General features: G+C 38.8%; 18 protein-coding genes. 11 read left to right on the top strand and 7 right to left on the bottom strand.

Annotated elements, in window-relative coordinates; all coding sequences use genetic code 11:
• Nucleotide 1: 1 nt before the first annotated feature.
• From mutT to secM, 3 genes are all read right to left on the bottom strand, one after another.
• On the bottom strand, nucleotides 2-406 hold the full coding sequence (mutT, locus tag INP94_RS00950) for an 8-oxo-dGTP diphosphatase MutT (RefSeq protein WP_005699596.1): 405 nt from the start codon (nucleotides 404-406) through the stop codon (nucleotides 2-4).
• Nucleotides 407-492: 86 nt separating this feature from the next.
• Complete coding sequence (secA, locus tag INP94_RS00955; protein WP_049383903.1) at nucleotides 493-3,189, bottom strand: preprotein translocase subunit SecA; 2,697 nt, start codon at nucleotides 3,187-3,189, stop codon at nucleotides 493-495.
• 73 nt (nucleotides 3,190-3,262) lie between these two features.
• The gene (gene secM, locus INP94_RS00960) at nucleotides 3,263-3,580 is read right to left on the bottom strand and encodes a secA translation cis-regulator SecM (RefSeq protein WP_197543743.1); all 318 of its coding nucleotides are present in this window, start codon (nucleotides 3,578-3,580) and stop codon (nucleotides 3,263-3,265) included.
• Nucleotides 3,581-3,652: 72 nt separating this feature from the next.
• Between secM and INP94_RS00965 the strand changes: the two genes are divergently transcribed.
• Nucleotides 3,653-3,973, top strand: coding sequence for a DciA family protein (locus INP94_RS00965; RefSeq protein ID WP_111304511.1), 321 nt, complete (start codon nucleotides 3,653-3,655; stop codon nucleotides 3,971-3,973).
• A gap of 2 nt (nucleotides 3,974-3,975) precedes the next feature.
• On the opposite strand, the gene INP94_RS00970 is transcribed toward INP94_RS00965, so the two are convergent.
• The 3 genes from INP94_RS00970 to aroK are packed head-to-tail and all read right to left on the bottom strand — an operon-like array spanning nucleotide 3,976 to nucleotide 6,485.
• On the bottom strand, nucleotides 3,976-4,830 hold the full coding sequence (locus INP94_RS00970) for a Dam family site-specific DNA-(adenine-N6)-methyltransferase (protein WP_070776158.1): 855 nt from the start codon (nucleotides 4,828-4,830) through the stop codon (nucleotides 3,976-3,978).
• Nucleotides 4,831-4,844: 14 nt separating this feature from the next.
• The gene (gene aroB / locus INP94_RS00975) at nucleotides 4,845-5,933 is read right to left on the bottom strand and encodes a 3-dehydroquinate synthase (RefSeq protein ID WP_197543744.1); all 1,089 of its coding nucleotides are present in this window, start codon (nucleotides 5,931-5,933) and stop codon (nucleotides 4,845-4,847) included.
• 9 nt (nucleotides 5,934-5,942) lie between these two features.
• Nucleotides 5,943-6,485, bottom strand: coding sequence for a shikimate kinase AroK (gene aroK, locus INP94_RS00980; RefSeq protein ID WP_197543745.1), 543 nt, complete (start codon nucleotides 6,483-6,485; stop codon nucleotides 5,943-5,945).
• A 364-nt stretch (nucleotides 6,486-6,849) separates the two neighbouring features.
• On the opposite strand from aroK, the gene INP94_RS00985 reads away from it, so the two are divergent.
• From INP94_RS00985 to INP94_RS01025, 9 genes are read left to right on the top strand one after another with little or no spacing between them, the layout of a single operon-like run.
• Nucleotides 6,850-7,770, top strand: a complete 921-nt coding sequence (locus INP94_RS00985; protein ID WP_178163653.1) for a dialkylrecorsinol condensing enzyme — start codon at nucleotides 6,850-6,852, stop codon at nucleotides 7,768-7,770.
• Between the two features lie 2 nt (nucleotides 7,771-7,772).
• Entirely contained in the window at nucleotides 7,773-8,933 is a 1,161-nt protein-coding gene (locus INP94_RS00990) for a beta-ketoacyl-ACP synthase III (protein ID WP_197543746.1), read from the top strand.
• On the top strand, nucleotides 8,923-9,312 hold the full coding sequence (locus INP94_RS00995) for a DarG family dialkylresorcinol biosynthesis protein (protein ID WP_197543747.1): 390 nt from the start codon (nucleotides 8,923-8,925) through the stop codon (nucleotides 9,310-9,312). Before INP94_RS00990 ends, INP94_RS00995 begins: the two co-directional genes overlap by 11 nt.
• Before the next feature lie 26 nt (nucleotides 9,313-9,338).
• Entirely contained in the window at nucleotides 9,339-10,328 is a 990-nt protein-coding gene (gene darH, locus INP94_RS01000) for a BtrH-related acyltransferase DarH (RefSeq protein WP_197543748.1), read from the top strand.
• On the top strand, nucleotides 10,325-11,047 hold the full coding sequence (locus INP94_RS01005; protein WP_197543749.1) for an ABC transporter ATP-binding protein: 723 nt from the start codon (nucleotides 10,325-10,327) through the stop codon (nucleotides 11,045-11,047). Before darH ends, INP94_RS01005 begins: the two co-directional genes overlap by 4 nt.
• On the top strand, nucleotides 11,041-12,282 hold the full coding sequence (locus INP94_RS01010) for an ABC transporter permease (RefSeq protein WP_197543750.1): 1,242 nt from the start codon (nucleotides 11,041-11,043) through the stop codon (nucleotides 12,280-12,282). The genes INP94_RS01005 and INP94_RS01010 overlap by 7 nt, the downstream gene beginning before the upstream one ends.
• Complete coding sequence (locus tag INP94_RS01015; RefSeq protein ID WP_178198225.1) at nucleotides 12,282-12,572, top strand: ApeE family acyl carrier protein; 291 nt, start codon at nucleotides 12,282-12,284, stop codon at nucleotides 12,570-12,572. The genes INP94_RS01010 and INP94_RS01015 overlap by 1 nt, the downstream gene beginning before the upstream one ends.
• Nucleotides 12,572-13,558, top strand: coding sequence for a beta-ketoacyl synthase N-terminal-like domain-containing protein (locus tag INP94_RS01020; protein WP_197543751.1), 987 nt, complete (start codon nucleotides 12,572-12,574; stop codon nucleotides 13,556-13,558). The genes INP94_RS01015 and INP94_RS01020 overlap by 1 nt, the downstream gene beginning before the upstream one ends.
• A complete protein-coding gene (locus INP94_RS01025) occupies nucleotides 13,555-14,052 on the top strand; it encodes a hypothetical protein (RefSeq protein ID WP_232087406.1) in 498 nt (165 codons plus the stop codon). Before INP94_RS01020 ends, INP94_RS01025 begins: the two co-directional genes overlap by 4 nt.
• Before the next feature lie 133 nt (nucleotides 14,053-14,185).
• Here INP94_RS01025 and INP94_RS01030 read toward each other — a convergent pair whose 3' ends face one another.
• Nucleotides 14,186-14,611 (bottom strand): hypothetical protein, encoded by a 426-nt coding sequence (locus INP94_RS01030; protein ID WP_005695339.1) that lies wholly within the window; start codon nucleotides 14,609-14,611, stop codon nucleotides 14,186-14,188.
• 164 nt (nucleotides 14,612-14,775) lie between these two features.
• Between INP94_RS01030 and INP94_RS01035 the strand changes: the two genes are divergently transcribed.
• Nucleotides 14,776-15,195 (top strand): hypothetical protein, encoded by a 420-nt coding sequence (locus tag INP94_RS01035; RefSeq protein ID WP_005695338.1) that lies wholly within the window; start codon nucleotides 14,776-14,778, stop codon nucleotides 15,193-15,195.
• The last annotated feature ends 3 nt before the right edge of the window (nucleotides 15,196-15,198 follow it).

The raw sequence follows: 15,198 nt of genomic DNA on the forward strand, positions 1-15,198 counted from the left end.
GTTATTTGACACTTTCAGCTACTAAACGCTGAATCAGCTTTAAATTGGCTGGTGGGAATTGCCCTGCATCAAGCTCACTTTGTTCAAGCCAAAAACCTTCCTGGCCTTCTCGACCAAACGGCTCGCCAATCCATTCAGTGACCAGATAAAAACTAAAATCTAAAATTTTGGTTGGATATTCAAATTGAAAACGTTCGTACAGCTCAGCATTTAAAATGTGAATGCCAATCTCTTCTTCCAATTCTCTTTTTAACGCTTCTTCAGGTGTTTCACCTGCATCAACTTTGCCACCTGGAAATTCTAATGCTTGCGCAAAATCTTGCCCTTCTAAACGCTGGGTCAAATATAGCTGCCCAAATTCATTACGAATAATCCCTGCCGCAACTTGAATGATAGGCTTACTCATCGTTTTTCCTTATCTCAAAAGTAGAAAGAGCGGTCATTTTTAGCGGTGTTTTAAACACGCAAAAATTTAACCGCTCTTTACCTTAACTAAGCATATCGGGCTTTACTGCCGTGACAATGCTTGTATTTTTTACCTGACCCACAAGGACAAGGTTCATTACGTCCAATATGGCGATCAGAATAGTCCTCATTTTGAGCTTGCTCTGTATTTTCATCTACAGGTTGATGTGTTAATGCTTCACGTTCGGCCATTTCTTGACGTGCACGTTCTGCTTCTTCAATCTCTTCCTGTGTACGGACTTTCACTCGAGTAAGTGTCGTAATCACATGATGTTTTAAAGAATCCAACATTTCAGTAAACATACGGAAAGATTCTTTTTTGTACTCTTGTTTTGGATCTTTTTGCGCATAACCACGTAAATGGATACCTTGACGTAAATAGTCCATTGCCGCCAAGTGCTCTTTCCAAAGCTCATCAAGAGTTTGTAACATCACACCTTTTTCGAAATGACGCATGGTTTCTTCACCCGCAAGCGCTTCTTTCGCTTTGTATTCATCTTCGGCTTCTTGAATAATACGCTCACGCAAGTTTTCTTCATGAAGGTTGTTATTTTCTTCCAACCAATGTTCAATTGGTAACTCAAGACCAAACTCTTGCGCTAAACGCTCTTCTAAGCCTTTAATATCCCATTGTTCTTCCAACGATTGTGGTGGAATATATTGGTCAATCACATCATTAAATACATCGCTGCGAATTGCTTTGATAGTTTCTGAAATATCATCGTTATCGAGCAAGTAATTACGTTGTTCATAAATTGCATGACGTTGGTCGTTCGCCACATCATCATATTCAAGCAAGTTTTTACGACCATCAAAGTGGAAGGCTTCTACTTTCGCTTGCGCCGATGCAATCACTTTAGCAAGAAGCTTAGATTCCATCGCTTCACCTGGTTGAGTGAAGGCTTTGCGCATCATATTTAATTTACCTTCATTCAGATAAATACGCATTAAGCCATCTTCCAAAGAAAGGTAGAAACGTGAAGAACCTGGGTCACCTTGACGACCTGAACGACCACGCAACTGGTTATCAATACGACGTGATTCGTGACGTTCTGTCCCGATAATGTGTAAGCCACCGGCTTGCATCACGATCTCGTGATTTTTCTCCCACTCAGCTTTAAGCGCCTCAATTTGCTCTGGTGTTGGGTTCTCTAATTTTGCAGCTTTTGCTTTCCAGTTACCACCGAGGATAATATCGGTACCACGACCCGCCATGTTGGTTGCAATGGTTACCGCACCAGGTGCCCCAGCTTCCGCAACGATTTCCGCTTCTTGCGCGTGGAATTTTGCATTCAATACATTGTGTTTGATGCCCGCTTTATCTAACGCTTGAGAAAGCATTTCAGATTTTTCAACGGATACGGTACCCACAAGAACCGGTTGATTGCGTGCGACACAGTCTTTGATATCTTCAATAATCGCATTGAATTTGTATTCTTCATTTTCAAACATGACGTCCGTACGATCATCACGAATCATTGGTCGATTGGTTGGGATAACAACAGTTTCCAAACCATAAATTTGTTGGAATTCAAAGGCTTCGGTATCAGCTGTACCTGTCATGCCCGCTAATTTGTCATAAAGACGGAAGTAGTTTTGGTAAGAAATCGACGCAACAGTTTGGTTTTCGCTCTTAATTTCTACGCCTTCTTTCGCTTCGATCGCTTGGTGTAAACCATCAGACCAACGACGACCCGCCATAGTACGACCAGTGTGCTCATCGACGATCACGATCTCACCATCTTTCACGATATAGTCTACATCGCGCTCAAATAAGGTGTTTGCACGTAACGCTGCCATAACATGGTGTAACAACACAATACGTGCAGGCGAATAAAGAGAATCACCTTCAGGCATTAAACCTTGTTCGATTAACCAATTTTCAACTTTTTCTTGACCACGTTCAGTCAAATACGCTTGTTTGGTTTTAAGATCTAAGGTGTAATCGCCTTCACCGGTATATTCTTCCGTATCTTCTTTTTCTTGCTTAATTAAATTCGGAATTAATTTATTTACCGCAATATAAAGCTCAGAACTGTCTTCCGCTTGACCAGAAATAATCAACGGCGTACGTGCTTCATCAATTAAGATAGAGTCCACTTCATCCACTAAGGCATAGCCTAAATGACGTTGGAAACGTTCTTCTTTGGAATGCGCCAAGTTATCACGAAGGTAATCAAAACCTAATTCGCTGTTCGTCGCGTATGTAATATCAGCCGCATAAGCTTCACGTTTTGCTTCAGGCGGTAAACCTGGGATATTCACCCCTACAGTCATACCTAAGAATTCAAATAATGGGCGGTTAGTCTCCGCATCTCGACGTGCTAAGTAATCATTCACGGTCACAACGTGCACACCTTTACCTTCCAACGCCATCAAATAGCAAGGCAAGGTTGCGGTTAAGGTTTTACCTTCACCTGTACGCATCTCTGCGATACAACGATTAGTGAGCACCATACCACCGATTAATTGCACATCGAAATGACGCATACCGAGTACACGTTTACCCGCTTCACGCACGGTTGCAAAGGCTTCTGGTAAAAGTTGTTGTAAGGTTTCACCATTAGCTAAACGGCTACGGAATTCTTCTGTTTTTGCTCTTAATTCATCATCACTTAATGCTTCAAAAGCCGGCTCCATTTTGTTGATTTTCGCAACTTGTTTTCTTAATCTGCGTAAAATACGTTCGTTACGGCTGCCAAAAATTTTTGTTAAAAAACTCATAATTTCTCTTTCAAATAAAAAATAAAAAGGATCATCCGATTAAAAAATCGGCTCGTTCAAAGATAAAAGAAAATTAAATGATGGCTGGGCCGGCACGAATAGGGGCAAAAACAGGAAATTCCGCCGCGATAAAGTGCGGTTGAATTTTTTCGTGTTTTTGATTGGAATGAGTTTTATGATTTGTTGGTTGAGGTTGAACCTGCAATGCTTGACGAATTTCACGCACTGCAATCAACATATGTTGTTCAGATGATGTTTGGTAATTTTCGCCACTCATATTGGATGAAGGCGGTGCCTCCAATCCCTGAGCAACAGGTAAAGCAAAAATCGCAATCATGCTTAACAGCAACTGCGACCAGAAATTTGTTTTACCTTTGTTTGATTTTATCATCTTATTGTCTCTGACAAAATTTGTGTGTATTGTATCGGAAATTCAACGTAAAGTCATTATTGGGGTATTTTTGTGGAAAACAAGCATGAGCGTTATCAAAAAGCCATGAATATTATTGATGTGCTGGAAGGATCTCAATTTGCCAAAATCATGCAGAAAGGGTTAATGTTGAATGAACTGAACCAAAACATCAGCCGCCTTTTCCCTCAAGAATTCAAAGGGCTCTTTCGGTTAGGCTCCATTACGAATGGAAAACTCTTTATCGAAGTTAAAAGTGCGGTCGTTCGCCAAGGGATTTTATTTCGCCAAAGAGAATTACTCGCCGCAATTCAACCCACCTATCCCGAAGTAAAAGGTTTTGAGATTAAAATTAATCCTGAATTAACCTGCTAAACTTAACCTTTAAAGATAGCGATTAATTCTTTTACTTTAACTCGTTTTTCTGAAGATTGGCTAATCGAGCGCTGTACTTTAACGCGTTTGAATTTTGCCCCTTTATAAATCTCACGCGTAAATTTCGTATCGTGGTTAGAAATCACAACAGAAATTTGCTTTTCTTTTTGCGCTTTTTTGGCGCATTCCGCTAAATTCTTTTGATGTTCAAGTCCAAAAGCATTCCCTGCATATCCAGTAAAATTGGTATCTTGCGGAAGCGGTGCATAAGGCGGATCACAATAGATCACGCTGTGTTTATCCGCTAATTCAAACGTTTGTTGAAAATCAGCACATAAAAAGACCGCACTTTGTGCTTTATGGGCGAAATAGCGCAACTCATCTTCAGGGAAATAATGGGTTTTATACGCGCCAAAGGGCACATTAAACTCATTTTTACTGTTATAACGGCACAATCCATTAAATCCAAAACGGTTCAAATAAAGGAACAACACCGAACGCTCGAAAGGATCGCTTGATTGATTAAAGGCATCACGCTGGGCGTAATAATAACCGGCTGTATTGGCATTTTCGGCGAAGAAAATTGGCTTACAAGCCTCAATATAGGCATCCACATTTTCTTTGACGATATTAAACAAGTTAATCAAATCCGGATTAATATCTGCCAAAATATAACGCTCAAAATGAGAATTAAGAAAAACAGCCCCCGCTCCCACAAAAGGTTCGATCAAACACTGTTTTCTTTTAGGAAAGACGCGATTGAGATCGTCCGTTAAACGAAATTTACCACCCGCCCATTTTAAAAACGGGCGGTGTTTAATTCGGGGTTTCGTTTTATTATTTTTCGGACGCAACATGAGAGCAATGACAGTTAGTCATGTTGTGTGCAACGCTCAATGGCGTTTAGCACAAGAGATTTGTCAGTATCAGTCGCCACATAGGCTTGACCTAGTGCTTTTAGTAATACAAGACGCAATTTACCTGCCAGCACTTTTTTATCACGCATCATATGCGGTAAATAATCGTCTGGTTGCATGGTATCAGGCGAAACGGTTGGTAAATTAGCGCGCGCTAAAAGTTTTTCTAAACGTGCAACATCTTCAAAAGAAAGATCGCCTAATTGTTCAGATAACACGGCTGCCATCATGGTTCCAGCTGCAACAGCCTCACCATGTAGCCAGTTTCCGTAGCCTAAATGTGTTTCGATCGCATGACCAAAAGTATGACCGAGATTTAACAATGCACGATCGCCTTTTTCAGTCTCATCACGTGCAACAACATCAGCTTTGATTTGGCAACAACGAGCAATGCAATGTTGAAGTGACTGTTGATTTAATGCGACTAATTCATCAATATGAGCTTCAAGCCACTCAAAAAAGGCATAATCTAAAATCGCCCCATATTTAATGACTTCCGCCAGTCCCGCATTCACTTCACGTTTTGGCAAGGTATTGAGTGTAAGGGTATCAATGATCACCGTAGAAGGTTGATAAAACGCCCCAATCATATTTTTGCCTAACTCATGATTAACAGCGGTTTTACCACCAACAGAAGAATCCACTTGAGCTAATAATGTGGTAGGAATTTGAATAAAACGCACGCCACGCTGATAGCTTGCTGCGGCAAAACCTGCCACATCACCAATCACGCCACCACCTAATGCAATAATGGTGGTATCTCGCCCATGATTATGCTTTAAAAGTGCGGTAAAAATGAGGTTTAAAGAATCGAGCGTTTTGTATTTTTCACCATCAGGCAATAATACTGACTCAACCTGACAACCTATTTTTTCTAACGTTTCTGTAACGGGCTCAAGATAATATTGTGCAACAGTTGGATTAGTCACAATCATCACTTTATCCCCTTTCTTCAGCGGATAGCAGCTTTCATCTTTAAGCAACCGTTCGCCAATATAAATAGGATAACGACGTTCTTTTAATTCAACATTTACGCACAACATTTTAAATCCTTAGAGTGAACTGTTTAAGCCGTTTAGATTATCAATTAAATCAACAATTTGATTAACCATTACTTTGGCATTTTGCTCGTCTGTTGGTAAGGTAATATCAGCAATTTCTTCGTATAACGGATTACGCACTTTAGCTAAATCTTCCAACACTTGGCGTGGGTTATCTGTTCCTTGTAATAAAGGACGTTTTTTATCACGTTGCGTACGTTGATATTGTTTATCTACTGAGGTTTCTAAATAAATCACAATACCACGAGCAGAAAGATAATTACGATTTTCTTTTGACATCACTGCTCCACCACCCGTGGAAAGCACAACGCCTTGTAATTGGGTTAATTCATTGATAATACGTTCTTCACGCTTACGAAAACCTTCTTCGCCTTCTAAATCAAAAATCCAGCTAATGTCTGCGCCCGCACGTTCCTCAATTACTGTATCCGAATCGACAAAATCCATATTCAATTGTTGCGCAAGCTGACGGCCAATGGTGCTTTTACCTGCGCCCATCGGTCCTACTAAAAAAATATTACGTTTTTCAGCCATTGTTATTCTTCTAACTTAAATAATGTCCAAATTAATCTTTCCTAATAAAAACTGGCCACCTGAAAAAATGGTAGCCCGAAAGATCACCCAAAAAATAATGGGAATTATCGCAATAAATCCCCCTACGTTTCAACCTTTAGCAGGAATTTATTTTAAGAAACGCAAAAGTGCGGTCAGTTTTGGGGGATTTTTATGTTCAGACTAAATCTCATTTTCTAAAATGATAGAAAGACCACACTTAAAGAGTGAGTTTAATGCCTCGTTTTTCAGCTAAAATATCGCTTAGATCGAGCCTTTGAATAGGCTATAAATCAAACATTAAATAATATATAATGCCACGTTAAATTACATTCTACGTTTAATTATGTCTCAATCGAAAAAGCACATTTTAGTTATTTCTTATTCACAAACAGGTCAGTTAAATGAACTGACGCAACATTTTCTTAAACCGTTAAAGCAACAAGAAAATATTGTCATTGAAGAATGTCAAATTAAACCAATTCAGCCCTATTCTTTTCCTTGGAAATTTATTCCCTTTTTTAATCAGTTTCCAGAATCGGTTCATCTCAAACCTGCACCAATTGAAACACCATTATTACAACGTGAAAAATATGATTTAATCGTCATCACTTACAGCGTGTGGTTTCTATCACCTTCACAACCTATCACTGCATTTTTGCAATCTGAACAAGCTAAAATCTTAAAAAACACGCCTGTCATTACCCTGATTGGCTGCCGTAATATGTGGTTGATGGCACAAGAAAAAATGAAAAAAATGCTGACCGCACTTGATGCTAATTTAATTGGCAATGTGGTTAAAACGGATCAATCCAATGCTTGGGCAAGCTTTATTACGACTCCAGCATGGATGTTCAGTGGAAAAAAACGTTATTTTTCATGGCTACCGAGCGCAGGAATTAGTGATGCAGATATGCAAGATATGCAACGTTTTGGATGTCGTTTAGTTGAAGTTCTGAACGAAAATCGACCTTTAGATAAATCACTTTTCCAAAACATGGGGGCTGTCAAAATTGATGAAAAATTAATGATGAGCGAAAAGGTCGGTCACCGCAGTTTTTATATCTGGGGAAAATTGCTGTTAAAGTGCGGTCAAATTTCGCCTGTTTTTCGTCAAGCCGTGCTCTATTTTTACATCGTATTTTTGATTATACTAATTCTCACTGTTGTACCACTTTCAGCCGTGGTAAAACGCTTATTAAAACCATTATTAAAAGAAAAACTGGCGCGCCAAAAGCGCTATTTTGCTGAACCGTCAGGGGAATAATTTTGACTTCACTACATGATGTTTATATTAATCGAGTTGCTGCATTTTTACCAAATGAACCTGTAACAAATGATCAAATGGAACAAGTACTCGGTATGATTGGTAATACACCATCCCGTGTACGTAAAATGATCTTACGTTCGAATGCGATAAAAACGCGTCATTATGCAATTAATCCGGAAACCCGAGAAACGACACATACTAGCACTGAGCTTGCAGTAGAAGCCATTAATGATTTAATTCGCCAAGGGATGAATGTCAATGAGGTGAGTTGCTTGGCATGCGGTACCTCTTATCCCGATCAAATTATGCCTGGGCAAGGTGTCATGGTACATGGTTTGATTCCTAATGCCCCACCTTATGAAGTGCTGACAACTGCGGGAGTTTGTGTAGCCGGTATGGCTGCAATGAAGCATGCTTATAATGCCGTTCGAACTGGTGAACATCAAAGTTCAATTGCCGTGGCATCTGAAGCGGCATCTGCCATCATGCGTGGTGAACATTTTCAAGCCGAAATTGAACAAAGACTGTTAGATGAAGCTAAACCGGAAATTGGTTTTGAAAAAGATTTCCTACGCTGGATGCTTTCTGACGGTGCTGGCGCTGTACAATTAAGTAACCACCCCAACCAACATGGTCTCAGCTTAAAGATCCAATGGATTGATCTCATTTCTTACGCCAACGAAATGCCTGTTTGTATGTATGCGGGCGCAGAAATTCGCAATGAACAATTTGTGAGTTGGAAAAACGTCACTAAAGAAGAGCGTGAAGCGCGCAGCATGATGGCTGTTAAACAAGATGTCAAATTACTCAATGAAAATATTGTGCGTTGCACGGTTGAAAATGCGCTATTACGCTTAATTGATAAATATGATTTAAAAGCGGATAAAATTGATTATTTCTTACCTCATTATTCTTCAGGCTTTTTCCGAGATAAATTATTAGATGGTCTGAAAAATATTAATTTCGAGATTCCACAAGAAAAATGGTTCACTAATCTTGAAAGCAAAGGTAATACAGGCTCAGCATCGATTTACATCATTTTGCAAGAGTTTCTAGAGAAATTTCCGCTCCAAAATGGGCAAAAAGTATTGTGCTATATTCCAGAGAGCGGTCGTTTCTCCTCTTGTTTTATGCTACTAGAGGTCGTGAATGGACATTAACGAAATCCCACAAGATGACAGTAAAATTTTTCGTGGGCAAAAGAAAGTCATTTATGCCACTCAAAATGGTCATTATAAACCTGGCACCACGACAGGTTGGGATACGGAAGCATTTGTCACCGAACAAGCGGTTGAAGAATTTAATCAACTGACCAATGAAGCCTTAGATGCGGTAAAACGCGGTGAAAAATCACCGCTCTTTTATTATATGTATCGTTATCGTTTTGATCTTCAAACGCTCGCTCAAACCACAGGGTTTTGGCAGTGGCAAATTAAGCGACATTTTAAACCAAGCATCTTTGATAAACTCTCGGATAATGTATTAGCTAAATATGCCGAAGCATTTGGCGTATCAACTTCAACATTAAAAACGATCTAAAAAATTACTATTATATATTAATTCTTATGAACAATTTCCAGCACCAGCACACGGCTCACTGCGAAAGTGGTGTCATGTCCACTATGTTGAAAGCACAAGGTGTCGATTTTAACGAAGCGATGGTTTTTGGATTAGCCTCAGCATTGACCTTTGTTTATATTCCATTAGTCAAAGTCAATGGAATGCCACTTATATCCTACCGCATGCCCCCAAAATCTATCATTAAAAATGTGGCAAAACGTTTAAAAGTGCGGTTAAAAATACAAAAGTTTCGTGCACCACAAGCTGGACAAGAAGCACTCGATCTCGCATTAGCCGAAAATAAATTAGTTGGTTTACAAACTTCTGTCTTCTGGTTGCCTTATTTCCCACCAGAAATGCGTTTCCATTTTAATGCTCACAATTTAATTGTGTACGGCAAAGAGCAAAATGACTACTTAATTAGCGATCCTGTCTTTGAAACGGTACAGCGTTGTGCTACTGAAGATTTACAACGCGCGCGTTTTGTGAAAGGCGTACTGGCGCCAAAAGGGTTGATGTATTACTTTGAAAGCCAACCTGACTTAACGAAGATTGATTTACCAAGTATTACCCGTAAAGCGATTCGAAAAAATGCCAAGCAGATGTTGGCACCGCTCTTTTTCGTCGGTGTAAAAGGCATTCGTACTGTTGCAAAACGAATTGAAAAGTTAGCGAATCACCCTTCAGACAAATACAAACGCTTATATCTGGGTCACATCGTGCGTATGCAAGAAGAAATCGGCACTGGCGGTGCAGGTTTCCGCTATTTATACGCCTATTTCCTTGAACAAGCCGCTGATATCTGCCAAGAACCCAAATACAAACTTGCCTCAGAACACATGACGGAAATTGGCGATATGTGGCGTCAATTTGCAGGATTATGCGTGAAACAATGTAAGAAGCCTACAATCGAAGGTTATCATACCGTAGCGGAATATTTGCGTGACATTGCAAATAAAGAACAACAAATTTGGCAGACATTACGTAATTTATGATTCAAATAAATAATCTTAGCCATCTCTACCCTAACGCAGAAAAAAATGCATTAAGTGCGGTCAATTTTGATATTGAATCAGCCTCCACGATTGGACTTTTAGGTCCGAATGGTGCAGGTAAAACGACCTTAATGTCTCTACTTGCTGGCTTACAATCTGTGCAACAAGGCGAAATTTATTTTGACGGTGTACCTTTTGCAAAATTAAGTAAAAAACAGCGCCATCAGATTTCGTTAGTACCACAAGATTTTGCATTTTATCCCTTGCTCACGGTTTGGGAGAATCTGAAATTTTTTGCGTCATTGTATGATGTTCGAGATAAAGGTTATTTATTAGAACTACTCGCTAAAGTTGATTTAACCTCTCATAAAAATAAGCTCGCGAAACATTTATCAGGCGGATTAAAACGACGTCTTAATTTTGCTATTGGCTTAATTAACCGTCCGAAAGTGATTTTTCTAGATGAGATAACGGTGGGTATTGACCCTCAGTCCCGTCAATTTATTTTAGATAGCGTAGCGGCGTTGAAACAGCAAGGTGTGACAGTGATTTATACCTCTCATTATTTGCAAGAAATTGAGCAATTATGTGACAAATTAGTGCTGTTAAATGAAGGTAATCTCATTTATCAAGGCACTGTGCAAGGCATTTTAGAAGAAGGACAAAGTTTGGAACGTTTTTATTTAGATTTTTTAAATCAGTCGGGAAAAACATGTTAATTGCATCGATTTTTAAAGAAATGCGCCTATTAAGCCGCGATCTACATGGTGTCGCTGTATTATTCATTATGCCAATTCTGTTTATGTTGATTATGTCGGCAGCATTGAGTAACGACAATGCATTAAGCAATCGTTCAGAGATTGTGCTATTAAGTGAAAAAAATCAGCTAAATGATGATTTTCTCACTCAACTCAAGAAGGAAAATCTTGCGGTTAAACAAGCTCCGTTGTCTGAATTAGCTCAATATCAAGCGGATTTACAAGCGGGTAAATTTGACTTGCTAATTTTAAATCCTAATCAAAAACAGACCACACTTTCAGAAGAACAGGCTTTACAACTTTGGTTGAATCCTAGCGTAGATCGCAGTTGGCTACTAGGTGTGAAAGGTGTATTGCAAAAACATTACTCTCAACTGCGTTTAAATGACTATTTAGCTGATAATCACATCACGTTAGAAAATAATAAACGCAAACCAATCAAAGACATTCAGAATAAAGTCAATAAAGAGTTAGATAGCAAATTTGCTCAAATTAATGATTATCTCGCGAAAGATTTGTGGCAAGAAATTTATGTCAATCGTCATGGTAAGGAAGTGAGCAAACCAAGCTCCGTACAACATAGTGTACCGGCTTGGCTGATTTTTGGCATGTTCTTTATTATGATTCCTCTATCTAACGTGATGGCAATGGAACGTCAGACCAATACGCTAACTCGTTTACGCATGGCGCGGGCTTCTGCATTGAGTTTGATTATTGCCAAATTAATTCCTTATTTTTTGATTAACCAATTACAATTTGTCGGCATGGTCGCGCTGGGTTATTTTGTCCTCCCTGCACTTGATATGCCCGCATTTACGCTTTCAGAAAGTTGGTTACCTTACATCGTATTATCCAGTGCAGTAAGCCTTGCAGCACTAGGATATGGTTTGTTAATTAGCGTGGTAGCGAGAACCACTGAACATGCGGTCGTGTTAGGCGGAGGCGGCATCATTATCATGGCAGCCATTGGCGGTATTATGGTGCCTGTTTATGTAATGCCAGAAATCATGCAAACTATTTCACAATTTTCGCCTATGGGCTGGGCATTAAGTGGTTTCCAAAATTTATTATTAAATCACTATCACCTTAACCAAATACAACAACCGCTCTATTTATTAAGTGGATTTGGGACCATCACATTACTTTTAGCGACTTTCATTTATCAACGACAATTAACTAAACAAGCGAGATTCTAATGGCTTATACTTTTACACTGGAAGCACCGGCACTTGAGCTGGAACTCAAAAAACTCATCGTGCAAGAAACAGAAAAAGATGAATTTGATCCTGCCGAAATTAGTGATGATGAATGGCTATTTGGTGAACAAAGCCGTATTCAATTAGATTCATTAGATGCGTTGCAAGTTGTGGTAGCACTACAGGCTCATTTTGGTGTACGTTTACAGGGTGATCGCATGGTGCGTAAACATATGATGAACGTACGTGATCTTGCAGCATTTATCCGCGAACAGCATAGTAAAATCTAATGAACGTTTATATCAACGCTGTTTCTGCTCGATTTGCAGAAAAGCTCGGATTAAGAACCTCTAATATGCTAGGCCAACCGCTTAGTTTTCCTTATTTCAACGCATTTAAGGAACCGCTGTTGTCATTAGAGCAACTCTATCACTATATTGATCTTGAAATCGACCGCACTTTACAACGTGCGGGTTGGGATAAATCTGAGCTAAAAAACATTCCTATTCTACTTGGTTCTACCGCTTATATGATCAGTGACTGTGAAATTCGCATTGCTCATCATCAAGCATTACCGAAAGAATATAACCTTACTGCTATCGCCGAGGATTTAGGAAATCGCTATCAGACAGAAGTATTTAGTTTTGCCACTTCTTGTACCTCTTCAGCACAAGCCATTGGTTATGCATACAAAATGCTGAAAGCTGGCATGTATAAAAAGGCTTTAGTCATTGGTTTTGAGATGTTTAATCGTCTTACTTTTGAACATTTCCAATCCATGAACCTATTATCACAAGCCAATGAATATCAGCCTTTCATCAACTCTACAGGCATTGTATTAGGCGAAGGCGTTGGGTGTGTTGCATTATCAACAGAAAAAAACGAGTCATTCCCATGTGAAATATTTGGGATAACAACGGTCACAGATAATGAAAATCTGACAAACAGTAGCGAAACGGCATTACGTCAATTACTCACCACCTGTCTAGCTAAAACAAATCTAAAAATAGAAAACATTCAAGGCATTAAAGTGCATGGCGTGGGGGGAAATAGCGATGAGATGGAACAATCTGTTTTACAGGAACGCTTCCCGAATACCGAAACCATTTTAGTTAAACCCTATATGGGACATACACTTGGTGCTAGTGGTGCATTAGAAACCGCATTTTTAATCGAATACTTACAAAAAACTGATGTGAAGTGCGGTCACTTTTTAAATTATTTTCTAGGTTTTGGCGGTAGCAATATTGCATGGATTTTAAAGGTGGGTGAATGACATTTTATATAAAACAAACTAATCAGTTCATCGCCAATGGCGTAGATGATAAAACGTTACGTCTGAGACTCAAAGAACAAGGTCTCGATGCTCGTCGTTTAAGCCGTTTCACTCAACTCGCTTTACTTGGTGCGATACCATTAAAACCCTATATTAATGAAAATACAGGAATTTACTTAGGATCGTTTTTTAATTCGCCGAGCAAGTTCGATAAAATGTTTCATCAACTGATGGAACAAAATTTGCCTAGTCCTTTAGATTTTATGGCGAATATTAATAACGCGGCGACATTTCAACTCACTCAAACCTTGCAAACCTCTGCCAACTCCGTATTTTTAGCGATTAACCACCAAACCATTTGGCAACCACTAAAACTCGCCTTATTGGATCTTGAAAATGATGAAATATCATCCGCCTTAATCGGTTGGACGCTAGAAAAAAGTGAACATTCTGAGCAAACTGAAGGGGCCGTATTTTGGCTTATTTCTAAATAATAAGGAAGATGCAGAAATAGAGTTTAATCTCTTATCTCTTGAGAATTCAATGTCTAAAAACTTAGACTTTCTCCCGCAAATCAAAAAAATAACACCTTAATTTATATAAATTAAGGTGTTATTTGGTAGAAAATTACTTAACAATATCGCCTTTTAATGCCACACCACTCATTAAGTTACCCGCATGGCATTCATATTGCGTTGTACTTTGGAAAGTGTTCTTTTTGTAATAGCTGACGATATTACCCACTTTGCTCGCACCTTGTGATTTTGCTCTATCTTGGAATTGTTTCACTGTAGAAAGGAACGCCCACTGGCAAGATTTTTCATCTGTTTTATTTGCCGCATTTGTTTTCTTATTGCTTACCACACCAGCTTTCACTACTTTACCAGGTGCAGATTTACCAAAGTAAAGCTTAACCGATGGATCAACGATTTCTTTTGCTTCAGGGGAATTTAACGCATCCTGGATAGAATAGTAATGCGTTGTATCTCTTGGCGCACAAGCAGCCATAAGCATAGCCGCAGCAACAATACTCAATTTAGATACTAATTTCATTTTGACTCCTTGTGATTTGAATGAAATAAATAATTTCTCTTATTACATAGAGGTAAACAATATACCAGATTTTAACAGTCCTGTGACTATTTTATTGTGAATAGAAGTAGTGTAAAATCCCACCTTTAAATTATAATTTATAATATTAATAAGGTTTCAATTTTATGAAGAAATTATTACTTTCCTCACTTTTATTTAGCTCATTTGTTCTTTCCGCATGTTCTTCAGGTGTCAACGATGTAAAACCTGTGGAAAGCAAAAATATTAAAGAAGTATGTTTAAAAGGTTCTATTCGCAAAGCACCAGATGAAATTGTTGAGGCTTTAACAAAAAGCTTAAAACAAAAACGTATCACAGCAAGACTTGTTAAAAAAGATGAGGGCTGTAGCCATATTTTACACTTCAGCGTAAAAGGTAACTCTAAAATTATTGCAAGAGCAAGATTAGATTTAAGAGATTCAAATAAACTTTCTCTTGGATCTGTTTCTTATAAACATCGCGGTGACGAAGCCGATCGTGTAAAACAAGTTGGTTTACAAGGCCAAACAGATTTAATGATTAATGAATTATTCAAAAACAATTAATTT

The organism is Haemophilus parainfluenzae, from assembly GCF_014931395.1.
Lineage (GTDB): Bacteria > Pseudomonadota > Gammaproteobacteria > Enterobacterales > Pasteurellaceae > Haemophilus_D.

Excerpts from the sequence above, each read along its gene's own strand:
- mutT (WP_005699596.1), bottom strand. The coding sequence starts at position 406 with ATGAGTAAGCCTATCATTCAAGTTGCGGCAGGGATTATTCGTAATGAA.
- secA (WP_049383903.1), bottom strand. The coding sequence starts at position 3,189 with ATGAGTTTTTTAACAAAAATTTTTGGCAGCCGTAACGAACGTATTTTA.
- secM (WP_197543743.1), bottom strand. The coding sequence starts at position 3,580 with ATGATAAAATCAAACAAAGGTAAAACAAATTTCTGGTCGCAGTTGCTG.
- INP94_RS00970 (WP_070776158.1), bottom strand. The coding sequence starts at position 4,830 with ATGTTGCGTCCGAAAAATAATAAAACGAAACCCCGAATTAAACACCGC.
- aroB (WP_197543744.1), bottom strand. The coding sequence starts at position 5,933 with ATGTTGTGCGTAAATGTTGAATTAAAAGAACGTCGTTATCCTATTTAT.
- aroK (WP_197543745.1), bottom strand. The coding sequence starts at position 6,485 with ATGGCTGAAAAACGTAATATTTTTTTAGTAGGACCGATGGGCGCAGGT.
- INP94_RS00985 (WP_178163653.1), top strand. The coding sequence starts at position 6,850 with ATGTCTCAATCGAAAAAGCACATTTTAGTTATTTCTTATTCACAAACA.
- INP94_RS00995 (WP_197543747.1), top strand. The coding sequence starts at position 8,923 with ATGGACATTAACGAAATCCCACAAGATGACAGTAAAATTTTTCGTGGG.
- darH (WP_197543748.1), top strand. The coding sequence starts at position 9,339 with ATGAACAATTTCCAGCACCAGCACACGGCTCACTGCGAAAGTGGTGTC.
- INP94_RS01005 (WP_197543749.1), top strand. The coding sequence starts at position 10,325 with ATGATTCAAATAAATAATCTTAGCCATCTCTACCCTAACGCAGAAAAA.
- INP94_RS01010 (WP_197543750.1), top strand. The coding sequence starts at position 11,041 with ATGTTAATTGCATCGATTTTTAAAGAAATGCGCCTATTAAGCCGCGAT.
- INP94_RS01015 (WP_178198225.1), top strand. The coding sequence starts at position 12,282 with ATGGCTTATACTTTTACACTGGAAGCACCGGCACTTGAGCTGGAACTC.
- INP94_RS01020 (WP_197543751.1), top strand. The coding sequence starts at position 12,572 with ATGAACGTTTATATCAACGCTGTTTCTGCTCGATTTGCAGAAAAGCTC.
- INP94_RS01025 (WP_232087406.1), top strand. The coding sequence starts at position 13,555 with ATGACATTTTATATAAAACAAACTAATCAGTTCATCGCCAATGGCGTA.
- INP94_RS01030 (WP_005695339.1), bottom strand. The coding sequence starts at position 14,611 with ATGAAATTAGTATCTAAATTGAGTATTGTTGCTGCGGCTATGCTTATG.
- INP94_RS01035 (WP_005695338.1), top strand. The coding sequence starts at position 14,776 with ATGAAGAAATTATTACTTTCCTCACTTTTATTTAGCTCATTTGTTCTT.